Source organism: Pseudomonas sp. ADAK7, from assembly GCF_012935675.1.
Lineage (GTDB): Bacteria > Pseudomonadota > Gammaproteobacteria > Pseudomonadales > Pseudomonadaceae > Aquipseudomonas.
Genome location: NZ_CP052861.1, coordinates 4483348 through 4508888, shown reverse-complemented (window position 1 = coordinate 4508888; position 25541 = coordinate 4483348). Strand labels below are relative to the sequence as shown.

Genomic DNA, 25541 nt, shown 5'->3' with positions numbered 1-25541 from the left:
CGTGTAGGATATGCCGCACTTTGCCAAGGATGCGCACCATGTTCGACACGTTCAAAAAAACCTGCCGCCGTTTTTTCGGCGTTTTTTTAACCGTGATGGGTGCGCTTTTCAGCCTCATGGGCTGGCTGCTTAAAGCGGTCTTTGGCCAATGGCAGCCGCCGTCCTGGATGGCTGCCCTCGGCAAACGCCTGGTCGCGCTGGGGCACAAGGCCCGGCCCTATCCAAAGCAGATTGCGGCGGCTGTGCTGGGTGTTGCCCTGCTGGTGGCGGCCGGTGTGTATGGCTGGCACTGGTATTCCCACCTACCGCAACCGCACACCGTGACCTACTCGGTGCAATCGCCGAGCCTGACCAACTACGCCGTAACGCCGCCCACCTTCAATAACGTGCGAGTGCGCTTCACTGAATCCGTGGCGCCGTTGCAGGACATCGGTAAACCGGTCACCAAGGGCATCACCCTTAAACCCGCCGTCAAAGGCGTCTGGCGTTGGGAGGATGATCGCAACCTGGTGTTCGTGCCGGATCAGGATTGGCCGATCAACGCCGAATACAACCTCGACCTCGCGAAGAAAGGCCTGCTGGCTGGCGGCGTGCTGCTGAACCAGTACAGCAGCAAGATTGCCACTGACGCTTTCCGCGTGCGTTTGGTCCAGAACGAGCTGTACCAGGATCCGGTCAACCCGACGCTTAAACAGCAAGTCACGACCTTCGGCTTCACCCATCCGGTGGACGAAGACAGCGTGCGCAAACGCGTGACCGTCACCCTGGGCAAAGGCCTGGCTTACCGCGATACCCAGGCTCCGAACAAGCCTGAAATCACCTTCGACGAACACAAGATCAACGTCTACATCCGCTCCGCCGCCCTCGCCACACCGCTGGAAAGCGTGGCGGTGGCAATCAAGCTCGATGAAGGCATCAAGGCCCGGGACGGCGGCAATGCCAGCCCTGCTCCGCTGAGCGCTGAAGTCACCGTACCCGGCCGCTATCGCCTGACCTTCGGCAACGCCGACGTGCAGTTTGTCGACAACGAACGCGGCGAGCCGGAACCGGTGCTGATGTTCAGCAGCTCCAGTGCCGTGGCCGATGAAATGCTCGCCGGCAAGGTGCAAGCCTGGCTGCTGCCGGAAAAACCCGCCGACGATCAAACGCCCTGGTACGGCCAAGACATCGACGAAAAACTGCTGGCCCGCAGCACCAAGGTCGCGCTGACCCACGTCCCGAGCATCGAACCGCTCAATACCCAGCACGCCTTCAAGTTCAAGGCGCCGGCGGGTCGTGCGTTGTACATCCGCGTCCCGGCCAACCTCGAAGCCATCGGCGGTTACCTGGCGAAGAATCCTACGGTGTCGCTGGTCAGCATGCCGGCCTATCCGCGCAGTTTGCGCTTCCTGTCCGACGGCGCACTGCTGAGCCTCACCGGCGAGAAACGCCTGGGCTTTATGTCCCGTGGCGTGCCCGGCGCCCATGTGGAAATCGCCCGTTTGCTGCCCAACCAGTTGCAACACCTGGTGGACCAGAGCAGCGGCAGCTTCGCCCGGCCCAACTTCAGCAATGACTATTTCGACCGGATGGTCGAGCGTATGTCCCTCGACATCCCGCTGAACGCCGCCGACCCGTCGAAAACCGTTTACGACAACGTCGACCTCAGCCGCTACCTCAACGCCAATGGCGGGCGTCGCGGGATTTTCGTGCTCAAGTTGAGCTCCCAGGATGATCAGTCCGAGCGCACCTTCGACCGCTATTCCGACAACACCACCAGCGACTTGCGCTTCATTGTGGTCACGGATTTGGGAATCATCGCCAAGCGTTCCAGCGACGGCAGCCATGATGTCTACGTGCAGTCCATCGGCAATGGCTCGCCGGTAACCGAGGCACAGGTCGACATCATCGGGCGCAACGGCTTGCCGGTAAGCAGCGGTAGAACCGACGCCGAGGGCCATGTGCACTTCGCCAAGCTCGATGAGTTGCGTCGCGAAAAAACACCGCTGATGTACGTGGTGACCCGTGGCAACGACCAATCTTTCCTGCCAATCGCCCGCCAGTCCCAGCAACTCGACCTGTCGCGCTTCGACATCGGCGGCCTGGAAGAAGACGGCGCCACCGAGCGTCTTAGCGCTTACCTGTTTACCGATCGCGGCCTCTATCGTCCCGGCGAAACGGCGCACTTGGGCATGATCGTCCGTAGCGGTAACTGGAAAGGTGGTTTGCAGGGCCTGCCGGTGGAACTGAAAATCCTCGACCCACGGGGCATGGAAGTCATCCGCCAGCCGCTCAAACTGTCGGCTTCGGGCTTTGAAAGCTTTGATTTCGCCAGCAGCGAAGTCGCGCCAGCCGGGGATTACAGCGCGACCCTGCAATTGATCGGCGAGAAACAGTCGCGCACCGACCTGGGCAGCGTCAGTTTCAAGGTTCGCGATTTCGAGCCGGACCGCATGAAGGTCAGCCTGACCCTGCACGACACACCAGTAGTCGGCTGGATCCCGCCCGACCAAGTGGTGGCCAAGGTCACCGCCCTGCACCTGTTCGGTGCCCCGGCGACGGGCCGGCGGGTGACGGCAAAAATGTCCCTGAACCCGACGGCGGCGGCGTTTGACCGTTACCCGGATTATCGATTCCACCTGCGCGATTCCCTGGAAGAAGCCAGTTCCGAAGACCTGGCGGAAGCCGAGGCCGACGATAACGGTCAGGCGGTGCTCGACCTCGACCTGCAACGTTTCGCCAACAGCACTTATCGCCTGCAAGTCATGACTCAGGTCTATGAGGCCGAAGGTGGCCGTAACGTCGCGGCCCAGAGCAGTCTGCTGGTGTCCTCCGCGCCGTATCTGGTGGGTGTAACCAGCCCGGATGCCCTCAACTACGTCGCCAAGGACGCCCCGCGCCAGGTGCAATGGCTGGCCATCGCGCCGGACCTCACGCCACGGGCCGTGGATGGCCTGAGCACCGAACTGGTGGAGCATCGCTACGTTTCGGTACTGATCAAGCAAGCCAACGGCACCTTCAAATACGAGTCGCGGGTCAAGAACATCAGCCAGCCTGCCGTACCCCTGACTTTGGGCAAGGCCGGCGCCAAGCAGACGCTGAACACCACCACCCCGGGCGATTACACCCTGAAATTGAAGGACCCCAACGGCAACGTCATCAACGCCATCGACTACAGCGTCGCCGGGCGAGCCAACACCTCGCGCTCCCTGGAGCGCAACGCCGAACTGCAACTGCGCCTGGACAAGCGCAGCTACGCCACCGGCGATGAGATTGCCATCAGCATTCGCGCGCCTTACACCGGCGCCGGGCTGATCACCATCGAACGCGACAAGGTCTACACCCAGCAATGGTTCAAGGCCGACAGCACCAACAGCGTGCAGCACATCCGTGTACCGGCCGGGATTGAAGGCAACGCCTACATCAACGTGCAATTCGTGCGCGACATCGGTTCGTCCGAGGTCTACATGAGCCCGCTGTCCTACGGGGTGGTGCCGTTCAGCATCAACCTCGATGCGCGGCGCATGGCGCTGAAGGTCGAAGGCCCGGCGAAAATCGAGCCGGGGCAAGTGCTGGATATCAAGGTCACGGCGGATCGGCCTTCCCGTGCCGTGGTTTACGCGGTGGACGAAGGCATCCTGCAAGTCGCGCGCTACAAGGCGCCGGACCCGCTGAGTTTCTTCTTCCAGAAACGCGCGCTGGAGGTCAACACCAGCCAGATCCTTGACCTGATCCTGCCGGAATTCAGCCGTTTGCTCAGCGGCGCAGCACCGGGCGGCGATACCGAAAACGCCCTGGCTTCGCACCTCAACCCGTTCAAGCGCAAACACCAGCCACCCGTGGCCTGGTGGTCGGGGCTGATCGACCTGCCGGCCGGGGAAACCGTGCTGCATTACCAGGTACCGGACAGCTTCAACGGCAAGTTGCATCTGTTCACCGTGGCCGTGGATGCCGACAGCGTTGGGGTCAGCGAGGCCGCCACCGAGGTGCGCGGGCCATTGGTGATCACGCCGAACGTGCCGGCGTTTGTCGCGCCGGGCGATGTGTTCAGCGTCAGCGCCGGGGTGTTCAGCAACCTCGACACGGCCGCCAAGGTGAAATTCGAGCTGCAAACCAGCAGCGGCCTGAAAGTCGAAGGCGCTCAGGACAACACCCTGGAACTGCAACCGCGCAAGGAAGGCGTGGCGCAGTTCCGCATCAAAGTCCTGGAAAACCTCGGCTCGGCCGACCTGCGCTTTATCGCGGTACTGCCGGACGGCAAACGGATCCAGGTCGCGGAAACCACCTCGATCCGCCCATTGACCGAACACCGGGTAGCCCTCAGCCTCGGCCGTTTCGACAGCGCCAGTAAAGAGCTGAAGCCGACTCGCGACCTGTTCGGGCAACTGCGCAATGTGCAAGTGGGTGTCGCCGCCTCGCCGCTGGTCTGGGCCAATGGCCTCAAGCATTACCTGGATGACTACGGTTACGCCTGCACCGAGCAATTGGTGTCCAAGGCCATGCCGGCGTTGATCTGGGGCGGCACCGCACCCGAAGCCGAACAAGCCTTTACCGGCGCGGTACGGATGCTCCGTCAGCGGCAGAATCAGGCCGGTGGTTTTGGTTTGTGGGCGGCCAACCCGGACGTCGCGCCTTACGCCAGCCTGTACGCCACCGACTTCCTGATCGAAGCCAAGGAACGTGGTTTGGCAGTACCGGAAGACCTGCTGGTGCGCGCCAACGCTTACCTCACCGACCTGGCCAACGGCCCGAGTGAAGGCTTGTCGGAGTTGCGCAACCGCGCCTACGCCAGCTACTTGCTGAGTCGTCAGGGGATTCTGGTCAGCGGCGCCGTGAGCGATATCCGCGAGCGTTACGAGACCTACTTCAAAGCCACCTGGACCAACGACCTGGGCGCCGCTTACCTCGCCGCCAGCTACAAATTGCTCAAGCAGGATCGCCAGGCCGATGCGCTGTTCCGCAAGATCCCGTGGCGCTCCGTCGCCGATGCCTGGGACAGCGACGGTTTGTATTACGACCCGCTGGTGCATGACGCCGAGCACCTGCATTTGCTCAGCCGCCATTTCCCCGAGTTGCTGGACGATGTGCCGGTGGCCTTGCTGGATAAACTCGGCAAGCGCCTCAACGAGCAGCGTTACAACTCGCTGTCCGCCGCGCTGTTGTTGCGTGGCCTGGACAACTACGGCCAGCGCGCGCAAAGCGACATGACCCTCAAGGCCTCGGCCTGGTTGGGCGACAAACAGCAACAACTGTTGGAGATGGCCGGTCAGCCGCCGCGCGCCGCCGTACCGGTCGGCACCAAGAAACTGCTGATGGAAAAAACCGACGGCCCGGCCGCGTTCTACATGCTCAGCGAGGCCGGTTTCGATCGCGGCACCCTCAAGCCAATCAGCAATGGCCTGGAGATCATCCACGAATACCTCGACCTGGACGGCAAAGCGGTCAGCAAGGTCAGTGTCGGCGATGAGTTCCTGGTGCGCCTGCGCCTGCGCGCTACCGATCGCGACCAAGTGCAGCAAGTGGCTGTCGTCGATTTGCTGCCGGGCGGGATCGAGCCGGTGTATCGCCTGCCACCGGAGCCGAAAGCTGCCAGCGAGGAAGACGATGAGTCGCAATACAGCGAAGACAGCGAAGAAGCCGAAGCCTGGCAACCCCCGGTCGGTGAAAGTGCATTGAGCGACTGGGCGCCGAACTACATCGATGTGCGCGATGACCGCGTGGTGTTCTACGGTATGGCGCGGCGCGATGTCGGCACTTTCGTTTATCGGGTGCGCGCCACCAATGCCGGGACCTTCAAGACGCCACCGGCCTACGCCGAAGGCATGTACGAAACCACCCTGCAGGGCCGTGGCAAAGTCGGTCAGCTGGAAATCGTCAAACCTTGAGGAAACCGGGGCGACGATTGAAACGCCTGCTGGCCGTTGGATTGACGGCGGGGGCGGTGTTGCTGGGGCTGAGGCTGTGGCCCCATGCGCCGCTGAGCGAAACGACGTCATCGTCACGCCAGGTGTTGGCGGACGATGGCTCGCTGCTGCGCATGACCCTGGCCGCCGACGGCCAGTATCGGCTTTGGCTGCCGTTGGAGCGCCTCTCGCCGACGTTGGTCGAAGCACTGCTGCTCAAGGAAGACCGTAACTTCTTTTGGCATCCGGGGATCAATCCTCCGGCGCTGCTGCGGGCGGCCACGGCGACTTACAGCGGTGGCCAGCGTCAGGGCGGCTCGACGCTGAGCATGCAACTGGCGCGGCGTCTGTGGGACCTCAACACCCGGCAGATCCCCGGCAAGCTGCAACAAATGGCCCTGGCCTTGTGGCTGGAGGCGCGCTACGGCAAACACGAAATTCTCGAGGCTTACCTCAATCTGGCGCCGATGGGCGGCAACATCGAAGGCGCGGAGGCGGCGAGCCGGATTTACTTCGGCAAACCGGCGGCGCAGTTGTCGCTATCCGAAGCCCTGGCTCTGGCGGTGATCCCGCAGCAACCGGGACGCCGCGCCAGTTTCGGGCCCTCATTGCAGAACGCGCGACTGCGCTTGATGGCAGAGTGGCGCGACACCTACCCCGATGACCCACGTAACAGCAGTTTGCTGGAGCTGCCGCTGGAAGCGCGCAACCGCCAGCAGATTCCGTTTCTGGCGCCGCATTTGAGCGAGCAGTTACTGGCCGCCCAGACGGGCAATGAGCTCAACAGCACGTTGAATTTGCCCTTGCAGCAGTTACTGGAACGGCTGATTGGCGGATTCATTGCCGAGCGCAAAAGCACCGGTGTCGAAAACGCTACGGCGATCCTGATCGACAGTCGCGACCAGAGCGTCAAGGCGCTGGTCGGCTCGGCGGACTACTTATCCACAGCGCTTCACGGCCAGGTCAACGGCATTCTGGCGCGGCGCTCGCCAGGTTCGACCCTCAAGCCGTTCCTTTACGGGCTGGCGTTGGACCAGGGGCTGATCCATCCGATGAGCATCCTTAAGGACATGCCGAGCAGCTTCGGCTACTTTCAGCCGGAAAATTTCGACGGCAGTTATGTCGGTCCGCTGACCGCCCGCGATGCCCTGATCCGCAGCCGCAACATTCCGGCGGTGTGGCTGGCTAGCCAGGTCAAATCCCCATCGTTGTACGGCTTTTTGCAGCAGGCCGGGATCAAGGGCATGCGCGGCGAAAGCCATTACGGTCTGGCCTTGGCCCTGGGCGGCGGCGAGATGACGCCCGAGGAGTTGGCGCGGCTGTACCTGATGTTGGCCGGCGACGGCCATTTGCGGCCACTGCGTTACTTGAGCGAACAACCGCAGAGCAGCGGCGATGCATTGTTGACGCCGCAAGCCGCGTTCATGGTCCGCGACATGCTCAGGCGTAACCCACGCCCCGACGGCCTGCCCGCCGACAGCCGTGGCCGGCATTGGCGCACCGCGTGGAAAACCGGCACCTCATGGGGCTTTCACGATGCCTGGAGCGCCGGCATCGTCGGGCCCTACGTGTTGGTGGTGTGGGTCGGCAACTTCGACGGCCGCCCCAACCCGGCGTTCATTGGCGCAAAAACCGCGGCACCGCTGTTCTTTCGTATCGCCGATGCGCTGCCCCTGGCCTTACCCACGGTGGCGGATCGAGTCGACAAACCGCCCACGGGCCTCACGCGCATCGACATCTGCGCCGCTTCCGGCGAGTTGCCGAACCGCTGGTGTCCGTTGACCCGCAAAACCTGGTACGTCCCCGGCGTCTCGCCGATCCGCGTGTCCAACCTGCACCGTCCGGTGCTGATCGACACCCGCACCGGCAAAGCCGCCTGCGCGCCGTTCGATCCGCAGTACACCCGCGAAGAAGTCTTCGAATTCTGGCCCAGCGACGTACAACGCCTGTACCGCGCCGCCGGCCTGCCCCGGCGCACACCGCCCAACGTGGTCAAGAACTGCCAGCCCAACCCCTCCGGCGGCCAGAGCGAAGCACCACAAATCAGGTCGCCACTCACCCAGGTCAGCTATCAGCTACGGCTTTCCCAGCCACAGGACAGCATCTCCCTGAGCGCCAATGCCGCCAGTGATGCGTTAAAGCTTTATTGGTTTGCCGACCAGACCCTCATCGGCCAAGGCCCGCCGCAGACCACGTTGAACTGGCGGCCGGGCAAGTCAGGGCAGTATCAATTACGCGTCACTGATGATCAGGGCCGCAGTGCGAGCAGAGGGCTGCGGGTGGAGTTTGTGCCTTGAGCGGCTGTATTGAACAGCCGCTCGATTAAGGCACTGCGTAGTAACCTCTATAGTGATCTAAGGAATAAAAACTTTCGCAGCCCTCCAGCCACCTGACTTCCGAATCACCAACATGCCATAGACGGGTGGTGTGGCGGATCAGACATCATGCCGATAGCCAAGGCCACGAAGGTCGAAATCCCCAATTTCTTGGGGACATCGCACAGGTGTACTGAGCATGAGCCGGATACGACTAAACCGCCCCCGCCGCTGAACCCAAGGCGCCGCCGATAAAGTAGACCACCATAAACACCGTGTTGAGGCGGCTGGTGGCGGACGGTTCCAGCGCCAAGACGCAGAGCTGGTTGGCCAATTGGTTGATACGGTTACCCAGGTCAAGAAAGGTCGCCGCGATCAGAATCGGCCATCACAAGCCGCTCGGCCCGAGGGTGTAGATCAGGATAAACGCCACCAGCACGGTGGTAATCCCGACGCGCTCGAGCAAACGCCCATGGCGCCGGGAACGACGCTAGGGTTACCAATATCCAGCTGCCACCGGTAGCGTTTTAAACGCTTTACGCAGTGAGTCTGGAAAGCGTCTAGAAAATTCGAGACGATTTAAGCTTCTTGTTTTTTCAAATGGACTTTTTGCCCACCTAACAGCAATGTTGTACCTACGCCAAATAAGCCAACAAAACAAGTGGCTGCAACTATAATCAAAGTCAACGAGAAACCATATAGGTCTAATAGTCCACCGAAAACAGTATAGGAGATGCCGATAATAACTGAGTTAACTAGGTTTGCTACAGAGAGGCAAGATGCTCGGATACGTGACTCAACATTATCATGAATATAGGTTTCATATGAGGTCTCATAGATGGCGGGGAGCGACATGATTAACAGAAAAGTGACAACTGAAGTAATGATTCCAATATTCAATGACAAAATGAAAAGAAGAAAAGTAACAACAACAGTAGTAGTGAAAGCAATGATACCGAGAGAGAATCTAGTACATATAAAGCCGGCAGCCACAAACATGCCAGCAGATATAGCTTCAACGGCAGCATAAATACCAGCAATGATAGGGACCTCTAAGCCTTGCATGGAAAAAAATGGCTGCCCATAAATAAACAAAGGGATTGTTGAAAGTTCGAATAAGGCATACCCAATAAATAAAGGCATAAGAAAAGCGCCTTTTTTAGAGCGGAAAAAATTAATTAATAAAGTAAAAATCCCCTCTGTTTTTTTGTCGCTCATGACGCTTATTTTATTGGCGTTCAGTGAAATAGACGGGAGCTTGATTTCGGGAATGAGTGTTACAACAATAGCGCCAACAAGCTTTGATATCGCAAAGAAAATATATACAGTATTCCAAGACCAAGTGTCTTGTAATACGCCACCCAATAGCATAGACAAACCTAATGACACAGCACCAATGGCACGGGCACGCGATAATATTTTAGGATACTCTTCTGCTCGATTTTCAGCTAGTAAGTTATCATACAATAACGCCCTGTCTGAACCGGAGCCCATAGCAATACTAGCGCCGAATAAGCAAAATATAATTGCGAAAGGAATAAAAGATGAAAACAGCAAAAAACCAATACCACTTATAAATAACCCTAAAAAACCGATTATAAGAGAGATTTTTCGACCATATCGATCTGCGAGTAAACCAGATGGAATTTCTAACGCTACGGAAGAAAAGAATAGAAACGATTGAAGAATACCTATCTCTCCTTGTGTGATGCCAAGTTGCAGCAAGTAAAGCACAAACAAACTTCTCTGAACATCCAAATTCATAAAAATCGACAAGGAATAATATAAGTTATCGTTCTTATTTTTGAAAAAATTTAATGCGCCCATTTTTATTCAAATACCTGTTTTTTTGTAAATTCAAAAGAATTGAAATTTAAGTTCAAGGTACATGCATCTGTTTTTGAAGGCCCCATTTTTGCCAAATACTGAAAAGCTTCCCACGCGATAAGGTTAGCAACAATGGAATTTGTTATTCCATTGGACGGAAAACGTGCAGGAACAATTGTTTTTTTACAAACGCTGCGCACCTCTCTAATCCAGCGTAGATAGGCCTGAAATGAAGATCTCTCTCTAAGAAGCGGCCCAAGTATACCGTTGTTAATACCAACGGCACCGAACAGCGCCGATGTGCCTGCTTTTACTGCTGCGTTAGCGACGTAACTTTGAATAGCTCCTTTAGGTTCGTCAGCGCAACAGATTATTAAATCCGCGCCCTTCGCTAACTTCGCCAACTGTTTACTAGACGTTATCTCAGCTATAACGGATGTAGCGTCTACTACTTTTTGATTTTCTATTAATCGCTGAGCAAGTATATCTGCTTTATATTGACCAATATCGTGTGCACCAAAAACAAATTGACGATTAAGATTGTTCATGCTCACCTTGTCAAAATCAATCAAAACAAAAGACCCCACACCTGAACCGGCAAGGCTTTGTGCAACTAAAGCTCCTGTACCACCGCATCCAACAACTACTATGGATGAGTTTTTTAGCTGCTGACTCATTTCTTGATTTGGTGCAACAGCTTCATTCCACGACCATTGCATAGTCTGTAACGGCGTCATCCCATAAGGCGGGGCAGTATGAATGAGATTAGCATCTTTTAGTTTCCGAAGAAGGCTTCCGTCTGGCTCTTTATCAACTTCTACTGCTACGCCTACTGTACTCAGTAGATGAAGTAATTTCGCAGTATCTGAATTAGGGGGCTTGATACTTTTTATGCCATTCTCTGTGATCAGCTTAAGTTGATTGTCATCACTAAGGATAACAACATCACCACGTAATACCCACAGGCTTTCTTTTTTAAGCAAGGCGGGAATCCTCTGCTACATTCGTATCACTTATATTTTTAACAAACATAGCCATAGGTCTATAAACCGTTTCAGCCAACATCATGGGTAAAACTTCATTGCTGGACTTGGAATAAAGCTTTAGAAAAATAGCTTTAATAAAGCTTATGGACTCAGCGGAGGTATCCAAGCCAGATATTTTTCTTTGAAAGAGCGCCAGACGCAAACTTTTCTCACTGGCGGCATCTACAATTAACGTCTTCAATATTTTCTTTTCTTCATTTGTGAGCTCTTGCCAGAGTTGACTGCACTCCATATTGAGGTGAAGTGATTTTTTTTTATTTTTTTGTCGGGGCTCAACAAATGCTTGAAGCAAGGTCTCTGCGTGGCTCATTGTTTCAAACGGGCTATTTAACCGTTGATAGCTTGCAAGAATAGGGAAAGAGTAATATGAAGAAAATGCAGACCAGGATAATAGTACTTTTGTGTTGGCGTTAGGAATGACATCTAATGCCTTCGTTAGTCCAATGCCGCGATACTGTGGATGTACAATGACCCGGAATGATTGCAATACATATTTATTGATTTCTGAAAACTCAGGAAATATGTCAAATGCTTTTGGCCACGGGCGAATACACAAATTAACACCCACCAACTCTCCTTTAGAGTAAGCGGTGACAACATGATCAACTAGAGGTGCTAACATATCAATGTCGTTCGGGTTGTCATTTTCATAATGATAGCGAGAAAGTTTTTTATAATCGTCTATAGTGCCTTTTTTAATTTTTATTTCCAGACTTTTTAATATATTCGTGCTTTTTGGTTTTTTATTAAAAATACGGTGCTTCCCATTAGAGCACAGTTTAATATGAACATCAGGGTTCAAGAAGTCGACAATGTCATCATGGCAACTTGCAATAAAAGCACTTTGTTTATTGGAGCGAAGAATTTTCCCTAAATTCATGGCTACAATTAGAGCTGTGCGCCTGTCCAATCGTGTAGTAAATTCGTCAAGGATAAGTGGTCCTACTCCCTGGAGTAAAGCTAACGCAATAAGGAAGCGTTCTTTTTGTCCATCAGAAAGGTGAGAAAAAGGACCAATCAGGATACGTGGTTCTCCCAACCCAAATTTTGAAAGATAACGGATGACGTCACCTGCATCTCCATAAGATATAATTTCCGCGATAGATTTCTCTTTATCAATATCATTTGTTATTTCTCTTATATCTGAAAAATGTCGAGAAATATCTCTTAATAGTAGACTTTTACCAACACCACTTGCCCCTGTTATTAGAACAACCCCATCTGTAGGAATGTCTAAATTTGATAGCGACTCCATCCACCCTTCTTCGGACAGGCCAAAAGTTTTAATTATATCTTCGCAAACCTTGCTCGAACTATTTAGCGGGGGAATATGTAAATCTACTTTTGTATGTATCATATTCATAGCTTGGCCCTCATTAGCTGAATAGTTGCAATGGATATATCAATTTTTAAAATTAACATTGCTCAAGCAAATGCTTGGAATAGCACCAATTATCACACTTGGACATAAATCATCTAATAAATCATCAAGCAATTGTCTATGCGCATTACTAAACACAGATGACTTTAATGTATTAACATATAATTGTTGCGCTTGTGATTCACTTCGCCAGGCTGGGCATAATATTAATGATGCATATCTACCCCAAGCATCATCAGTTGGCCCAGAAACTATCATTAGTCGCATAGCTGCTTTAACTTTAGGCGCTGAATAGCTGTCAGAAACGGGAGTGCACGGTATGCCATTTTGATGAAGAGTCGTTGCAATAGACCAAGCTACTGTGGCATTAGGATAATAATCGGAAAAAGCTAGAGTAAGACCATTTCTCGAGGCTATCGGCGACCAATCTAAAGGTATTAAATTTCTTAGCGGTACTGGATCATCAAATGGTGTAGAGGCTGTTGCCCAACCTACGTGTTCTCCGCAGTTGGTTTTTTCTATAATATTTTTAATTTCTTTGCGAATTGATTTTTTGTCATCTCCAATAAGCTCACCTGAGAAAACAATAATAGCTCTAAGAGATGTTTTTTTAACGATACGCTTTCCATTTGCTGATGGCATTGAGTTAAATGGAGTAGCGGTGTCTGCAGTCTGATTAATGATTCCCTTTTCGTAAAGAGTGATATTCTCTTCAGGGTTACGAACAACTTCTATAAGAATAGAAGGGACGCTGTCTTGAGGGCAAAAAGCCTCCCACCGATTAGGGGCAATTTCACAGACTTGTCGGGCTCCTGGCCATTTATCAGTACGAAACGGTATCCAAGCGGGGGAGGATAGCAATCCTTCAAAGGCTGAAACTTTTTCCTTAAATCTGATAATAGCACTGCCATCTTGTGTTAACCCTAACGTTGCTTTACTCATGATTAGATGACGGACAATGAGATCATGGCTAGCTAGATAATTAAGTCCGTTTAAATAATCTTTTCCTGAAATATTATCCAGGTTACGGCTGCTATTAGCGTTGGGAGAAAGGATGTAGGTATGCCCCTCATCTTCAATATTTATATCACAGCCGCCTTCTATACTCACGTTTGGGAGTGGCGTAGACAATGGTGCTCGTGGAGGAAGCGCTCCCAAACTGGCTAACTGTAGCGCCCCATAGTTGCGAGGAGATTTTAATGATCCAGGAGGTGCATCCACAGCAATTCTAATTAATTTATCTTTCTCCGTCACACAGCCTCCTTACTTAGTGCCAGTTTTCCAGGAACATTTAATTATTAATTTTTTGTGGAGCGAGTCATCTGAGGGTGATTTAGATAACATTTACCGCAAACTAGCGTACCAAAAGATCATTTAGTTAATGCGTTGTCAATGTAGGTCTTATGAATCCGTTGTTCCTTAACCACTAGAATTCTACTGATGATAACCACTTAGGTAATCTTCAGATTTTTTTGCTGATTTTTTAAGAAACATAATATAATTTTTTTCATGCTCAACAAACGCCCCGATCTTATGAGATAAGGGTGGGGATAGTGTCTTTTCTGCTTTAAATAATTCTTCCCTAGCCTCCCTCCCTAAATCTTCGATTTTACTTAATAGGGGTAGAACGAATCCACGCATTTGTTGTTCAAAAAGTGGAAATCTATAAGTGTCTACATGTAAATTTTGAACAGCTATAGTGAATCCACAGTTGATTACGTTATGCCACCAACCAGGGGGAATATATAATGCATCACCTGCCGATATTGCACCTTCAAAAATATCGGCACCGTGCTTCAGTACCTCATTAGCAATGTCAGAATTAAATAAATCTTGTCCATTCGAAACTGCAAACGTGTGAGATGGCGATACCAAGCGTGCTTTTTTTTCACCCACAATCATTGTTAATACAGAATTAACAAAAAAAGAATCTGTATGGAGAGGGCTTGATACATGTTGATAGCCGATAAGCAAATTTGTCGGTGGTATTGAAATCGAAGACGGTAGTTTGTATAACCAATTATCAGGAAAACAAGGTAGGGTCATGTCTATATCATCTAGAAGCTCAGGAAACTCTTTATGATAAATCCATCCACCCAAATAGGGTAACTCAGCGTTATTATCAAAAGCGTTATTTCTTTCTGCTAAATATATGTATTCTCCCAGAGTCATTTTAGTTTGGTCTTTATAAAGTTCTTGCCGTTTTGTCTTGTAGTAACAGACAGGCACTTTAACGTGCCCATAAGTATTTCTGAAAAAATCTGCAGACCAGCGCCTAATGGCAGGCCAATCCTTTCCCATTCCTTTTAGAATGACTGGCTTTTCATTCATGAGGTAATTTTTTTGAAATGACATTGCGTCACTAGCATCAATGCTCTCAAGAAGAATTATATTTTTATTTTCCAAAGGAATAATCCTTGCTCAATAGATTGCTATTGGTATAAAAAAGGTCAAACATAATGAATGACCTTTTTTATCATAGTCCTAGCGAACTATTAACAGCGGCCGAAAACAGCTTGAAGCATCAGTTCATCATCTGCTAAATCCATGAAGAAAGAGACATCTTCATTCTCAGTGGTAGCAGAAAAAGCATTAGGGTTGTCTGATTCCAATACATATTCAATCACTTCTTCATTTTTCATTTTGTATTCTCATTAGTTAAAAGATGAGGTAGTAACAATTTTAGATTTAGCAGCCACTGATTAGTTTGGCTTTTCGGTCCGGAATCAAGCAGGAGGTCCTGTTTTATCAGAGAGAAGCCGCGTAATGTCGGAACTAATCAGCGCCTCTCTGAATAAAGACCATGTTCCAGTATTACGCAAATGTACTCTTTGTAAGTGTATGTGTCAGTCCATCCGTAATAGGAGAAATAGCTGCTGTAATTCGCCCGCAGCGGTAAAAAAACATGGCGGCCGCAGAGACTGAGTGCAGCACCCGACCTTTCCGATACGGTGCTGCGACATTTCTCGTCACGAACTGAGCGCAGAAAAGCGCGCCACCATTTAAATCGGTGATGTCCAGGGCCTCAGCGTCGGATTGCATAGATCGACCATCAACCGCGAGTTGCAGCAAAACCGAGAGGTTTGTGGTCGTTACTTGGTTTCCGGGTGGTGCTAGAAGGCTCCAGTTTCAATGAGGTTCAGTTGGCAGAGTATGGTCGGTACAAAGACCTGTATGTTGAGCAGATCAAGGTCTATCGTTGCACAGTCTGCAGCGCTGGCAGCATTGCGGGGAGGATCGGCGTCCATCGGTACCACGAGCGGCTGCGCGGTCGTAGTCACCCACCAACGAAGTGAGCACTGACGTCCCATGTTGTCGATGATCCGAAACGACTATGGTGAACACACACCGCGTTTCAAGCGGATTGATTCCACAGCGTGTTGCAAGTACCTCTTGGTCAGCATCAGTTTGGCAAAACCGAACAGGCTGAATAATTGCGCTGTATTCTTTTCCAATCCGTGGTGACCAACGTTGCGGTGATTGAAGCGCGCCTTAATCACCTGGAAGAGTTGCTCGACCTTGGCAACGCAGTTGCGCCTTGGCGTATTCGAATTGCGCCTGACCCAGAACAGCACACTGTCTTTGTCGTGATGTTTATAGCTGCTTGGCCGTGCTCTACCCTCTACCCTAAATCTAGCAGAACGCCGAGCTGAGCAATCTGTTGCTGCCACTCGCGCTGTAACTCAGGCTTCTGGTGCTTGACTTTTCGAGCTAGGTCCTCCTCCAGTTTACTTTCCAGATCCAACAGAGTCGCCAGTAGGAGTTCTTCTGTTTCTGGCAATACAAACGATCGTTCATCCTGTAACGGCGCGGCTAACATGGCGGGCACATGAGCATTTGCCAGATTGGCATACACTGGCGCTAGCGCGTGCCAGTCTCTTAGCCGATGTTTATCTATTAACCAGAAACGATTACAGCTGTGCTCAATCAGTGTGCGGTCGTGAGAAACCAGCAATACAGCGCCGCTGAACATCTTCAGCGTTTCCGCCAGTTCCTCTTTGCCTTCCATATCTAGGTGGTTAGTCGGCTCATCAAGCAACAACAACGAATAGTTTGCCAGTGTGAGACCGATAAACAACAACCGTGAACGCTCGCCGCCGCTCAGGGTGCTCACCTTTTGTTGATGGCGCAGGTACGGGAAACCGGCACTAATTAGTGCCATTTTCCTCTGGTCTTCTGTAAGCGATGAAAAAGGGACAAGTGCTTCGTTTAAGGTGTCATCATCACGCAGCTGCTGCAGGCTCTGATCATAGTAACCGACGCGTACTTTCGGGTGGAATACCACGCCATCCTCCATTGTCTCTGGATAGCAGAAGGCTCGCCATAACGTATGCAGGAGTGAAGATTTACCACAGCCGTTGCGGCCGACCAGTGCAATCCGGTCACCGCATTTAACCCGGATTTCGTCCAGTTCGAACAGCACTGGCGCATCTAACGCAGGTCGAACCTGCAAATGAGATAGCTCTAACAACCGGTCGGCTGTTAACGCTTCGCCATTAAGACGCAACTGCCACTGAGTACCGGCAGTGACCTGAGTTTGATCATCCTTCATCCGGTCGACCTGTTTCTCCATTTGTTTGGCTTTGCGCGCCAGCTTCTCGCTATCGTAGACGCTGCCCCAGATTGCCAGCCGTTTAGCGCTTTTCGTAACTCGGTCAATCTCTTTTTGCTCGGCCTGACGGCGGTGGGTATCTGCAGTATCTTTCTCTGCTAGAGCTTCACGCGCCTGCGTGCAGGGTAGTCGAATAAATTGCAGGGTCTTGTCGCGCAATACCCAGGTGCAGTTGGTGACGTTATCTAAAAGACTGCGGTCATGGGATACCAAGACAAAGCTGCCCCCCCAGGTTTTCAGAAAGTTCTCAAGCCAAAGTAACGTCGGCAGATCTAAATGGTTACTGGGTTCGTCCAACAACAATAAGTCCGGCTGTCGGATCAGTGCACGGGCCAGCAGAAGGCGCGTGTGCTGCCCTCCGCTGAGCGTTCCGGCGGTCAGTTTCCAAGCAGCTTCATCAAACCCCAAACTGGCCAGCAGCGCTTCGACCTGCCAGCGTTCGTATTGATGCAAACTGTCTGGAGCATGGTTGATTACCGCCTCGAGGAGTGTGTAAGCATTCAGGTCGGCGGGCAGATGCTGCTCAACCCGTGCCATCCGGCATTGGCTTGACAGGGTAATGGTGCCGGAAGTGGCAGCGAGCTCGCCGCTGAGGATTCTCAACAAGCTACTTTTGCCACAACCGTTATGACCAATCAGGCCGATGCGGTCACCTTTTTTAAGGCCGAAGGAAATATCAGCGAACAAAGGGCCAAAGGTACTTTCGTAACTGATAGATTGTGAGGAAAGTAAGGTAGTCATTATCAGGCTTACTCAAGTTTACAAACATGGAAATAGAAATTATGAGCGTCAAAAATGCTGACGATAGTCGATAATGAATCGCCCCGGGTTTTCTAGACACTCTCCAGGCGTCTCTGCGTAACGCCTTTCAAACTCTATCGTAAGCGTCCGGCCGACCCACCTTCTGCTAAAGGATTCCAGCCCGCATCCTGTGCTTTTCCCAACGAGAGATTCGCATGGAAACGACGCACGCGCGGCGCAAATATTTGGCAAAACATGTCCAGGCCCGGCGACCAGCCAACATCCTCAGTCCGCTTACTGCTAACAACATGATCTTAAACCCAAGACCCTCGCCTACTGGATTCGCTACCACAAACAGGACGTCCCCCCGTAACCCTGATTCCGTTGGTGGTCCAGGAGCCCTCCGTCAATCGGGAGTTGTTGTTGCAATATGCCAGTGGCTGGCAGTTGGCATTGCCGACGCGAGCGTCGAGGCCGCTTGGCTCGCTGGATTGGCGCAACTGCGCGCCTTGCAGGCTGGTTCCTCAAGTTCGAGCTCAAGACCTTACCGAACGTTGCGGAAGTGGCCACCGTGGGTGTCACGCAGTCTGAGGTGACCGAGGCGATCGGCAAGGCCAATCATAAAAACGGTGGGGCCGTGCTGGAGATGGCGGAGACCGAGTTCATCGTGCAGGCTTCCGGCTACCTGAAGACCCTCAATGACTTTCGAGCAATTCCGCTCAAACTGGGTCCGGGTAGTGTGACGGTCACCTTGATGATGTCGCCACGATTCAACTAAGGCCAGAAATGCGTCGCGGCAGAACCGAACTCGATGGCGAGGGCGAGACCGTCGGCGGCATGGTGATCCTGCGCAGCGGCAAGAATGCTCGCGAGACTATCGAGGTGGTCAAGACCAGACTCGAAGAGGTGAAAAGCAGTCTGCCGGCCGGCGTAGAAATCGTCACGACCTGCGACCGCAGCGAACTGATTGACTGCGCCGTGAAAAACCTCAGCCATAAGCTGATTGAAGAGTTCATCGTTGTCGCGTTGGTCTCCGGAATCTTTCTGAGGTCTTCGCCAGTAAGAGAACCCAAGACTCTTTAAATCTCCTCTGGCACACTCCGGGCAGAGCCTGCTGTCATTCGATCAAAGCCGTAGCAATATCCAGCGGAGATGTATTTCCTTTGGGAATATGACAAATCCTGAATATTTTTAAAGTTTGAATATTGAGGATAGTTAGTGTGATGGTGCAATTAACGATTAAAGCCATAACAACCTCTCTAGTTAAGAACTGAAGCTATAACTTTAACATCCGCAGTTCCAATGGAATATTTTGAAAGGCGTTCGAATAGTTCCATATGTGGCTGTTTCCAGCCCATGTATATATTTCTTTCAACGTACGAACGTAGTGATTCTTCGTTTTGTATTTGGAGGAGCATGTCAAAACAAAGGAGGGACCGATTTGGCGGCACTGGTTGACCGGGTCAAGCGCAGGCATAAAGCTTGGAGACCCAGCAGGTCTCCAAGCTTCGACAGTTTTTATTACTTGAGACCACTATATAAGTGACGTCTGTGGATAACTTATTCCACCGTCACCGACTTCGCCAGGTTGCGCGGCTGATCAACGTCCGTGCCTTTCAACACCGCGACGTAGTACGACAGCAGCTGCAACGGGATGGTGTAGAGGATCGGCGACAGGATGTCGTGGATGTGCGGCATCTGCACCACGTGAGTGCCTTCGCCATTGGTCATGCCAGCCTTTTCGTCAGCGAAGACAATCAGCTCGCCGCCCCGGGCGCGGACTTCCTGGAGGTTGGATTTCAACTTCTCCAGCAATTCGTTGTTCGGCGCCACGGTGACCACTGGCATGTCGTTATCCACCAGCGCCAGCGGGCCGTGTTTCAGTTCGCCGGCCGGGTAGGCTTCGGCGTGGATATAGGAGATCTCTTTAAGTTTCAGAGCGCCTTCCATCGCCACTGGATACTGCGCGCCACGACCAAGGAACAAGGTGTGGTTCTTGTCGGCGAACAGCTCGGCGATTTTTTCCACGGTGCTGTCCATGGCCAGGGCTTCGCCCAGACGGGTTGGCAGGCGACGCAGTTCTTCGACCAGGGTGGCTTCGACGCCTTTGGCCAATGTGCCACGTACCTGACCGAGGGACAGGGTCAGCAACAGCAGACCGACCAGCTGAGTGGTGAAGGCTTTGGTCGAGGCCACGCCGATTTCGCGACCGGCCTGGGTCAGCAGGGTCAGGTCGGATTCACGCACCAGCGAGCTGATGCCGACGTTGCAGATCGCCAGGCTGGCGAGAAAGCCCAGTTCCTTGGCATTGCGTAGCGCGGCCAGGGTGTCGGCGGTTTCACCGGACTGGGAAATGGTCACGAACAGGGTGTCGGGTTGCACCACCACTTTGCGGTAACGGAATTCGCTGGCGACCTCGACCTGGCACGGAATGCCGGCCAGCTCTTCGAGCCAGTAACGGGCAACCATACCGGCGTGGTAGCTGGTGCCGCAGGCGACGATCTGCACATTGCGAACCTTGGCGAACAACTCGGGCGCCTCTGGACCGAAGGCTTGCACCAAAACTTGTTGCTGGCTCAGACGCCCTTCCAGCGTGCGTTGCACGACCGTAGGTTGCTCGTGGATTTCCTTGAGCATGAAGTGGCGGTACTCGCCCTTTTCGGCGGATTCGGCATTGTCACCGTATTGCACCGCTTCACGCTCAACGACTTTGCCGTCAATGTCCCAGATCTGCACGCTGTCGCGGCGAATCTCGGCGATATCGCCTTCTTCGAGGTACATGAAGCGGTCGGTCACCTGACGCAGGGCCAGTTGATCGGAGGCGAGGAAGTTTTCCCCCAGGCCCAGACCGATCACCAGCGGGCTGCCACTGCGGGCGGCGACCAGGCGATCCGGTTGGTCGGCGCTGATCACCGCCAGGCCGTAAGCACCGTGCAACTCTTTGACAGTCGCCTTGAGGGCCACGGTCAGATCATGCAGATCCTTGAGTTTATGCGCCAGCAGGTGGGCAATGACTTCGGTGTCGGTGTCTGAGGTGAACACGTAACCCTGAGCCTTCAATTGCTCACGCAGGGCTTCGTGGTTCTCGATGATGCCGTTGTGCACGACGGCCAGGTTCTGCCCGGAGAAGTGCGGGTGAGCGTTGCGTTCACAAGGGGCGCCATGGGTGGCCCAACGGGTGTGGGCGATGCCCAGGCGACCGACCAGCGGCGTCTCGGCCAGGGCCTGATCCAGCTCGCTGACCTTGCCCGGACGGCGCAGGCGATCAAGGATCCCGTCATTGGTGAAAACCGCCACACCGGCGCTGTCATAACCACGGTATTCCAGGCGTTTGAGCCCTTCGAGCAGGATGGCGGTGATGTTACGTTCTGCGACGGCGCCGACAATTCCACACATGCTATTTCTCCTGACTGACAGCCGCGAGGATCAAATTGATCCCGCGAGCCTGAATCTGATCCCGTGCCTCACGTGGCAGGCGATCATCGGTAATAAGGGTATGGACGCTGCTCCAGGGCAGTTCCAGGTTGGGAATCTTGCGGCCGATCTTGTCGGCTTCGACCATTACCACCACTTCCCGGGCGACTTCGGCCATGACGCGGCTCAAGCCCAGCAATTCATTGAAGGTAGTGGTGCCACGGACCAGATCGATGCCATCGGCACCGATAAACAACTGGTCGAAGTCGTAAGAGCGTAGTACCTGCTCGGCGACTTGCCCCTGAAAGGATTCGGAATGCGGGTCCCAGGTGCCACCGGTCATCAACAGCACCGGTTCATGCTCCAACTCGCTCAGGGCGTTGGCCACATTCAGGGAATTGGTCATCACCACCAGGCCCGGCTGCTGGCCGAGTTCCGGAATCATGGCGGCGGTGGTGCTGCCGCTGTCGATGATGATCCGCGCATGCTCACGAATCCGCAGCACGGCGGCGCGAGCGATGGCTTGCTTGTACTTGGACACCGGTTGACCAAGGTCAGCGACCAATTCCTGCGGCATGGTGATCGCGCCACCGTAACGGCGCAGCAGCAGGCCATTGCTCTCAAGGGCGGCGAGGTCTTTGCGGATCGTCACTTCCGACGTCTCGAAGCGCTTGGCCAATTCGTCCACGCTGACTTCCCCCTGCTCGTTGAGCAAGGCGAGGATGTTGTGACGGCGTTGAGGTGTATTGCGCTTTGACATGAGCGGGTAAGTTTCGATTCGAAAGATAACGAAAGCAATCAAAACCTATTGGCGAAACTTCGTCAAGCCAGCGCAAGAAAAAAGATCTGTGGATAAAAGCATCGCGGGCAAGCCTCGCTGCTACAGACGGTGATATCTGTAGGAGCGAGGCTTGCCCGCGAAGGCGATCTAATGATTGCCACGATGCTCTGTGGATAACTCAGCTCTGCTTGATTTTCTCCGGCCGCTTCCAGCCATCGATGTTCTTCTGCCGTGCCCGGCCGACGGCCAACTGCGCGTTATCCACATTCTGCGTAATAGTTGAACCGGCCGCGGTGGTTGCACCCGACGAGATATCCACAGGCGCCACTAACGAATTGTTGGAACCGATAAACACATCTTCACCCAACACGGTTTTCCACTTGTTGGCGCCGTCGTAGTTGCAGGTGATGGTGCCGGCACCAATGTTGGTGCGCGCGCCGATTTCGGCATCGCCCAGGTAAGTCAGGTGACCGGCCTTGGCACCCTCGCCCATATGCGCGTTCTTCAGTTCGACAAAGTTACCCACATGGGCGCGCGCCTCCAGCACGGTGCCAGGACGCAAACGCGCGAACGGGCCGGCATCGCTGCCCTCGCCCAGAATCGCGCCTTCGATATGACTGTTGGCCTTGATCACCACGCCTTTGCGCAGGGTGCTGTCCTTGATCACACAGTTCGGACCGATGACCACGTCGTCTTCGATCACCACGTTGCCTTCGAGGATCACGTTGATGTCGATCAGCACATCGCGGCCGACGGTGACCTCACCGCGCACATCGAAACGGGCCGGATCGCGCAGGGTCACGCCCTGGGCCATCAAGCGACGACCGGCGCGCAACTGATAGTGACGCTCAAGCTCGGCGAGTTGCTTGCGATCGTTGGCACCCTGCACTTCCATGGCATCAACCGGTTGTTCGGTGGCCACCACCAGACCATCACTAACCGCCATGGCAATCACGTCGGTCAGGTAGTACTCGCCCTGAGCGTTGTTGTTGGAGAGCCGGCTCATCCAGTCGCCCAGACGCTCAAACGGTACCGCCAGAATCCCGGTGTTGCCTTCGGTGATCTTGCGCTCGGCTTCGTTAGCGTCTTTCTGCTCGACGATGGCCGTGACCTTGCCGTCGGCATCACGCACGATACGGCCGTAACCGGTCGGGTCATCCAGTTCGACGGTGAGCAAGCCCAGTTGCTGCGGTGCCACCTGCTTGAGCAGGCGTTGCAGGGTCTCGACTTCGATCAGTGGCACGTCGCCGTAAAGGATCAGCACGGTGTCGGACTTGATGAACGGGACGGCCTGCGCCACCGCATGCCCGGTGCCCAGTTGCTTGTCCTGCAGCACGAAATTCAGATCATCCGCAGCCAGACGTTCACGCACCGCATCGGCGCCATGGCCGATCACGACATGGATGCCCTGCGGATCGAGTTGCCTGGCGCTGTGGATAACATGGCCCAGCATTGAGTTGCCGGCAATCGGGTGCAACACCTTGGGCAACGCCGAGCGCATGCGCGTGCCTTGGCCGGCAGCGAGGATTACGATTTCAAGAGACATGACTGGCTACCAATCCTGGGTGGTCAGCAACTGCGACCGGGTTATGAAAGGCGAAAAAGAAAAAAGGGTAGCCGAGGCTACCCTTTTTAATCAATCGCACAACAAGTCGACGACGAATTAACCGCCGCCGAACTTCTTGCGGATCTGCTGGACGGTGCGCAGCTGAGCTGTCGCCTCGGCCAGACGTGCAGCAGCAGAACCGTAATCGAATTCCGCGCCACGTTCATGCAAGGCCTTCTCGGCAGCCTTAACGGCTTCCTGAGCGGAGGCTTCATCCAGGTCGGCAGCACGTTGCACGGTGTCGGCAAGAACCTTGACCATGTTCGGCTGAACCTCGAGGAAACCACCGGAGATGTAAAACACCTCGGTTTCCCCGCCCTGCTTGATCAGGCGGATCGGGCCCGGCTTGAGATTAGTGATCAGCGGCGCGTGACCCAGGGCGATACCAAGATCACCCAGTGCACCGTGCGCAATCACCATCTCGACCAGGCCGGAAAAGATTTCTCCTTCCGCGCTGACGATATCGCAATGGACTGTCATAGCCATCTGATTGCCTCAACCTAAATTAGCGCCCGTTGCCGGGCGCCGGGATTACAGTTTCTTGGCTTTCTCGATCGCTTCTTCGATGCCGCCGACCATGTAGAACGCTTGTTCTGGCAGGTGGTCGTAGTCACCGTTGAGGATGCCTTTGAAGCCAGCAATGGTGTCTTTCAGGGAAACGTATTTACCCGAGGCACCGGTGAAGACTTCAGCCACGAAGAACGGCTGCGACAAGAAACGCTGGATCTTACGAGCACGGTTTACCAACTGCTTGTCGGCTTCCGACAGCTCGTCCATACCCAGGATCGCAATGATGTCCTTCAGTTCTTTGTAACGCTGCAGAACGTACTGGACGCCGCGAGCGGTGTCGTAGTGGTCCTGGCCGATCACGTTCGGGTCCAGCTGGCGCGAAGTCGAGTCGAGTGGATCGACCGCTGGGTAGATACCCAGGGAAGCGATGTCACGGGACAGAACGACGGTGGCGTCCAAGTGGGCGAAAGTGGTCGCTGGCGACGGGTCAGTCAAGTCATCCGCAGGTACGTATACCGCTTGGATCGAGGTGATCGAACCGTTTTTGGTCGAAGTGATACGCTCTTGCAGAGTACCCATCTCTTCGGCCAGGGTCGGCTGGTAACCTACTGCGGAAGGCATACGGCCCAGCAGTGCGGATACTTCAGTACCGGCCAAGGTGTAACGATAGATGTTGTCGACGAACAGCAGAACGTCGTTACCTTCGTCACGGAACTTCTCGGCCATGGTCAGGCCGGTCAGTGCTACGCGCAGACGGTTACCCGGCGGCTCGTTCATCTGACCGTAAACCAGTGCCACTTTGTCCAGAACGTTGGAATCCTTCATCTCGTGGTAGAAGTCGTTACCCTCACGAGTACGCTCACCCACACCGGCGAACACGGAATAACCGCTGTGCTCGATGGCGATGTTACGGATCAGTTCCATCATGTTTACGGTTTTGCCTACACCGGCACCACCGAACAGACCGACTTTACCGCCCTTGGCGAACGGGCAAACCAGGTCGATAACCTTGATGCCGGTTTCCAGCAGGTCGTTGCCGCCCGCTTGTTCAGCGAAGGTTGGCGCAGGACGGTGAATGCCCCAGCGCTCTTCGGTGTCGATCGGGCCAGCTTCGTCGATCGGGTTACCGAGGACGTCCATGATCCGGCCCAGGGTCGCTTTACCGACCGGTACGGAGATGGCTGCGCCAGAGTCGGTGACTTCCAGACCGCGCTTCAAGCCCTCGGTGGAACCCATCGCAATGGTACGAACCACGCCGTCGCCCAGCTGCTGCTGAACTTCCAGAGTGGTGCCGGCATCGCTTTGTACTTTCAACGCGTTGTAGATGCTCGGTACGCTGTCGCGTGGAAATTCCACGTCGATAACGGCGCCGATGATTTGAACGATACGTCCGCTACTCATAGCTGGATCCTCTGAATATTTGAAC

Annotated in this window: 14 protein-coding genes and 2 pseudogenes; 3 read left to right on the top strand and 13 right to left on the bottom strand. The window is 53.9% G+C overall.

Annotation, left to right across the window (positions count from 1 at the left end; translation table 11 throughout):
- Window positions 1–38 precede the first annotated feature (38 nt).
- Together HKK53_RS20635 and pbpC are read left to right on the top strand one after the other, a co-directional pair.
- Window positions 39–5864, top strand: a complete 5826-nt coding sequence (locus HKK53_RS20635; protein WP_169372352.1) for an alpha-2-macroglobulin family protein — start codon at window positions 39–41, stop codon at window positions 5862–5864.
- Between the two features lie 17 nt (window positions 5865–5881).
- A complete protein-coding gene (gene pbpC / locus HKK53_RS20630) occupies window positions 5882–8179 on the top strand; it encodes a penicillin-binding protein 1C (RefSeq protein ID WP_237150582.1) in 2298 nt (765 codons plus the stop codon).
- A 597-nt stretch (window positions 8180–8776) separates the two neighbouring features.
- On the opposite strand, the gene HKK53_RS20625 is transcribed toward pbpC, so the two are convergent.
- From HKK53_RS20625 to HKK53_RS20595, 8 genes and pseudogenes are all read right to left on the bottom strand, one after another.
- On the bottom strand, window positions 8777–10024 hold the full coding sequence (locus tag HKK53_RS20625) for an MFS transporter (protein WP_237150581.1): 1248 nt from the start codon (window positions 10022–10024) through the stop codon (window positions 8777–8779).
- A 2-nt stretch (window positions 10025–10026) separates the two neighbouring features.
- On the bottom strand, window positions 10027–11007 hold the full coding sequence (locus HKK53_RS20620; protein ID WP_169372350.1) for a HesA/MoeB/ThiF family protein: 981 nt from the start codon (window positions 11005–11007) through the stop codon (window positions 10027–10029).
- Window positions 11000–12433 (bottom strand): hypothetical protein, encoded by a 1434-nt coding sequence (locus tag HKK53_RS20615; protein ID WP_169372349.1) that lies wholly within the window; start codon window positions 12431–12433, stop codon window positions 11000–11002. The genes HKK53_RS20620 and HKK53_RS20615 overlap by 8 nt, the downstream gene beginning before the upstream one ends.
- 39 nt (window positions 12434–12472) lie before the next feature.
- Window positions 12473–13705, bottom strand: coding sequence for a hypothetical protein (locus HKK53_RS20610; RefSeq protein WP_169372348.1), 1233 nt, complete (start codon window positions 13703–13705; stop codon window positions 12473–12475).
- 180 nt (window positions 13706–13885) lie between these two features.
- Window positions 13886–14857, bottom strand: coding sequence for a cupin-like domain-containing protein (locus HKK53_RS20605; RefSeq protein ID WP_169372347.1), 972 nt, complete (start codon window positions 14855–14857; stop codon window positions 13886–13888).
- Window positions 14858–14946: 89 nt separating this feature from the next.
- Window positions 14947–15093, bottom strand: a complete 147-nt coding sequence (locus tag HKK53_RS20600) for a hypothetical protein (RefSeq protein ID WP_169372346.1) — start codon at window positions 15091–15093, stop codon at window positions 14947–14949.
- 690 nt (window positions 15094–15783) lie between these two features.
- Window positions 15784–16065 (bottom strand): annotated as a pseudogene (locus HKK53_RS32675) (transposase); the annotation flags it as partial.
- Between the two features lie 8 nt (window positions 16066–16073).
- A complete protein-coding gene (locus HKK53_RS20595; RefSeq protein WP_169372345.1) occupies window positions 16074–17804 on the bottom strand; it encodes an ABC-F family ATP-binding cassette domain-containing protein in 1731 nt (576 codons plus the stop codon).
- A 491-nt stretch (window positions 17805–18295) separates the two neighbouring features.
- On the opposite strand from HKK53_RS20595, the pseudogene HKK53_RS20590 reads away from it, so the two are divergent.
- Window positions 18296–18851 (top strand): annotated as a pseudogene (locus tag HKK53_RS20590) (efflux RND transporter permease subunit); the annotation flags it as partial.
- A gap of 513 nt (window positions 18852–19364) precedes the next feature.
- On the opposite strand, the gene glmS reads toward HKK53_RS20590, so the two are convergent.
- The 5 genes from glmS to atpD all read right to left on the bottom strand — a co-directional run bounded on the left by glmS (window position 19365) and on the right by atpD (window position 25516).
- On the bottom strand, window positions 19365–21200 hold the full coding sequence (gene glmS, locus HKK53_RS20585; RefSeq protein WP_169372344.1) for a glutamine--fructose-6-phosphate transaminase (isomerizing): 1836 nt from the start codon (window positions 21198–21200) through the stop codon (window positions 19365–19367).
- Window position 21201: 1 nt separating this feature from the next.
- Window positions 21202–21978, bottom strand: a complete 777-nt coding sequence (locus tag HKK53_RS20580; protein WP_169372343.1) for a DeoR/GlpR family DNA-binding transcription regulator — start codon at window positions 21976–21978, stop codon at window positions 21202–21204.
- Window positions 21979–22177: 199 nt separating this feature from the next.
- A complete protein-coding gene (gene glmU / locus HKK53_RS20575) occupies window positions 22178–23545 on the bottom strand; it encodes a bifunctional UDP-N-acetylglucosamine diphosphorylase/glucosamine-1-phosphate N-acetyltransferase GlmU (protein ID WP_169372342.1) in 1368 nt (455 codons plus the stop codon).
- Window positions 23546–23662: 117 nt separating this feature from the next.
- Complete coding sequence (locus HKK53_RS20570) at window positions 23663–24091, bottom strand: F0F1 ATP synthase subunit epsilon (protein WP_169372341.1); 429 nt, start codon at window positions 24089–24091, stop codon at window positions 23663–23665.
- A gap of 45 nt (window positions 24092–24136) precedes the next feature.
- A complete protein-coding gene (gene atpD / locus HKK53_RS20565) occupies window positions 24137–25516 on the bottom strand; it encodes a F0F1 ATP synthase subunit beta (protein ID WP_123408561.1) in 1380 nt (459 codons plus the stop codon).
- Window positions 25517–25541: the final 25 nt, after the last annotated feature.

Bases quoted from the DNA above. Each gene is read 5' to 3' on its own strand.
- HKK53_RS20625 (WP_237150581.1), bottom strand. From the start codon at position 10,024: ATGGGCGCATTAAATTTTTTCAAAAATAAGAACGATAACTTATATTAT.
- HKK53_RS20570 (WP_169372341.1), bottom strand. From the start codon at position 24,091: ATGGCTATGACAGTCCATTGCGATATCGTCAGCGCGGAAGGAGAAATC.
- glmU (WP_169372342.1), bottom strand. From the start codon at position 23,545: ATGTCTCTTGAAATCGTAATCCTCGCTGCCGGCCAAGGCACGCGCATG.
- HKK53_RS20595 (WP_169372345.1), bottom strand. From the start codon at position 17,804: ATGACTACCTTACTTTCCTCACAATCTATCAGTTACGAAAGTACCTTT.
- HKK53_RS20600 (WP_169372346.1), bottom strand. From the start codon at position 15,093: ATGAAAAATGAAGAAGTGATTGAATATGTATTGGAATCAGACAACCCT.
- glmS (WP_169372344.1), bottom strand. From the start codon at position 21,200: ATGTGTGGAATTGTCGGCGCCGTCGCAGAACGTAACATCACCGCCATC.
- HKK53_RS20635 (WP_169372352.1), top strand. From the start codon at position 39: ATGTTCGACACGTTCAAAAAAACCTGCCGCCGTTTTTTCGGCGTTTTT.
- atpD (WP_123408561.1), bottom strand. From the start codon at position 25,516: ATGAGTAGCGGACGTATCGTTCAAATCATCGGCGCCGTTATCGACGTG.
- HKK53_RS20580 (WP_169372343.1), bottom strand. From the start codon at position 21,978: ATGTCAAAGCGCAATACACCTCAACGCCGTCACAACATCCTCGCCTTG.
- HKK53_RS20615 (WP_169372349.1), bottom strand. From the start codon at position 12,433: ATGAATATGATACATACAAAAGTAGATTTACATATTCCCCCGCTAAAT.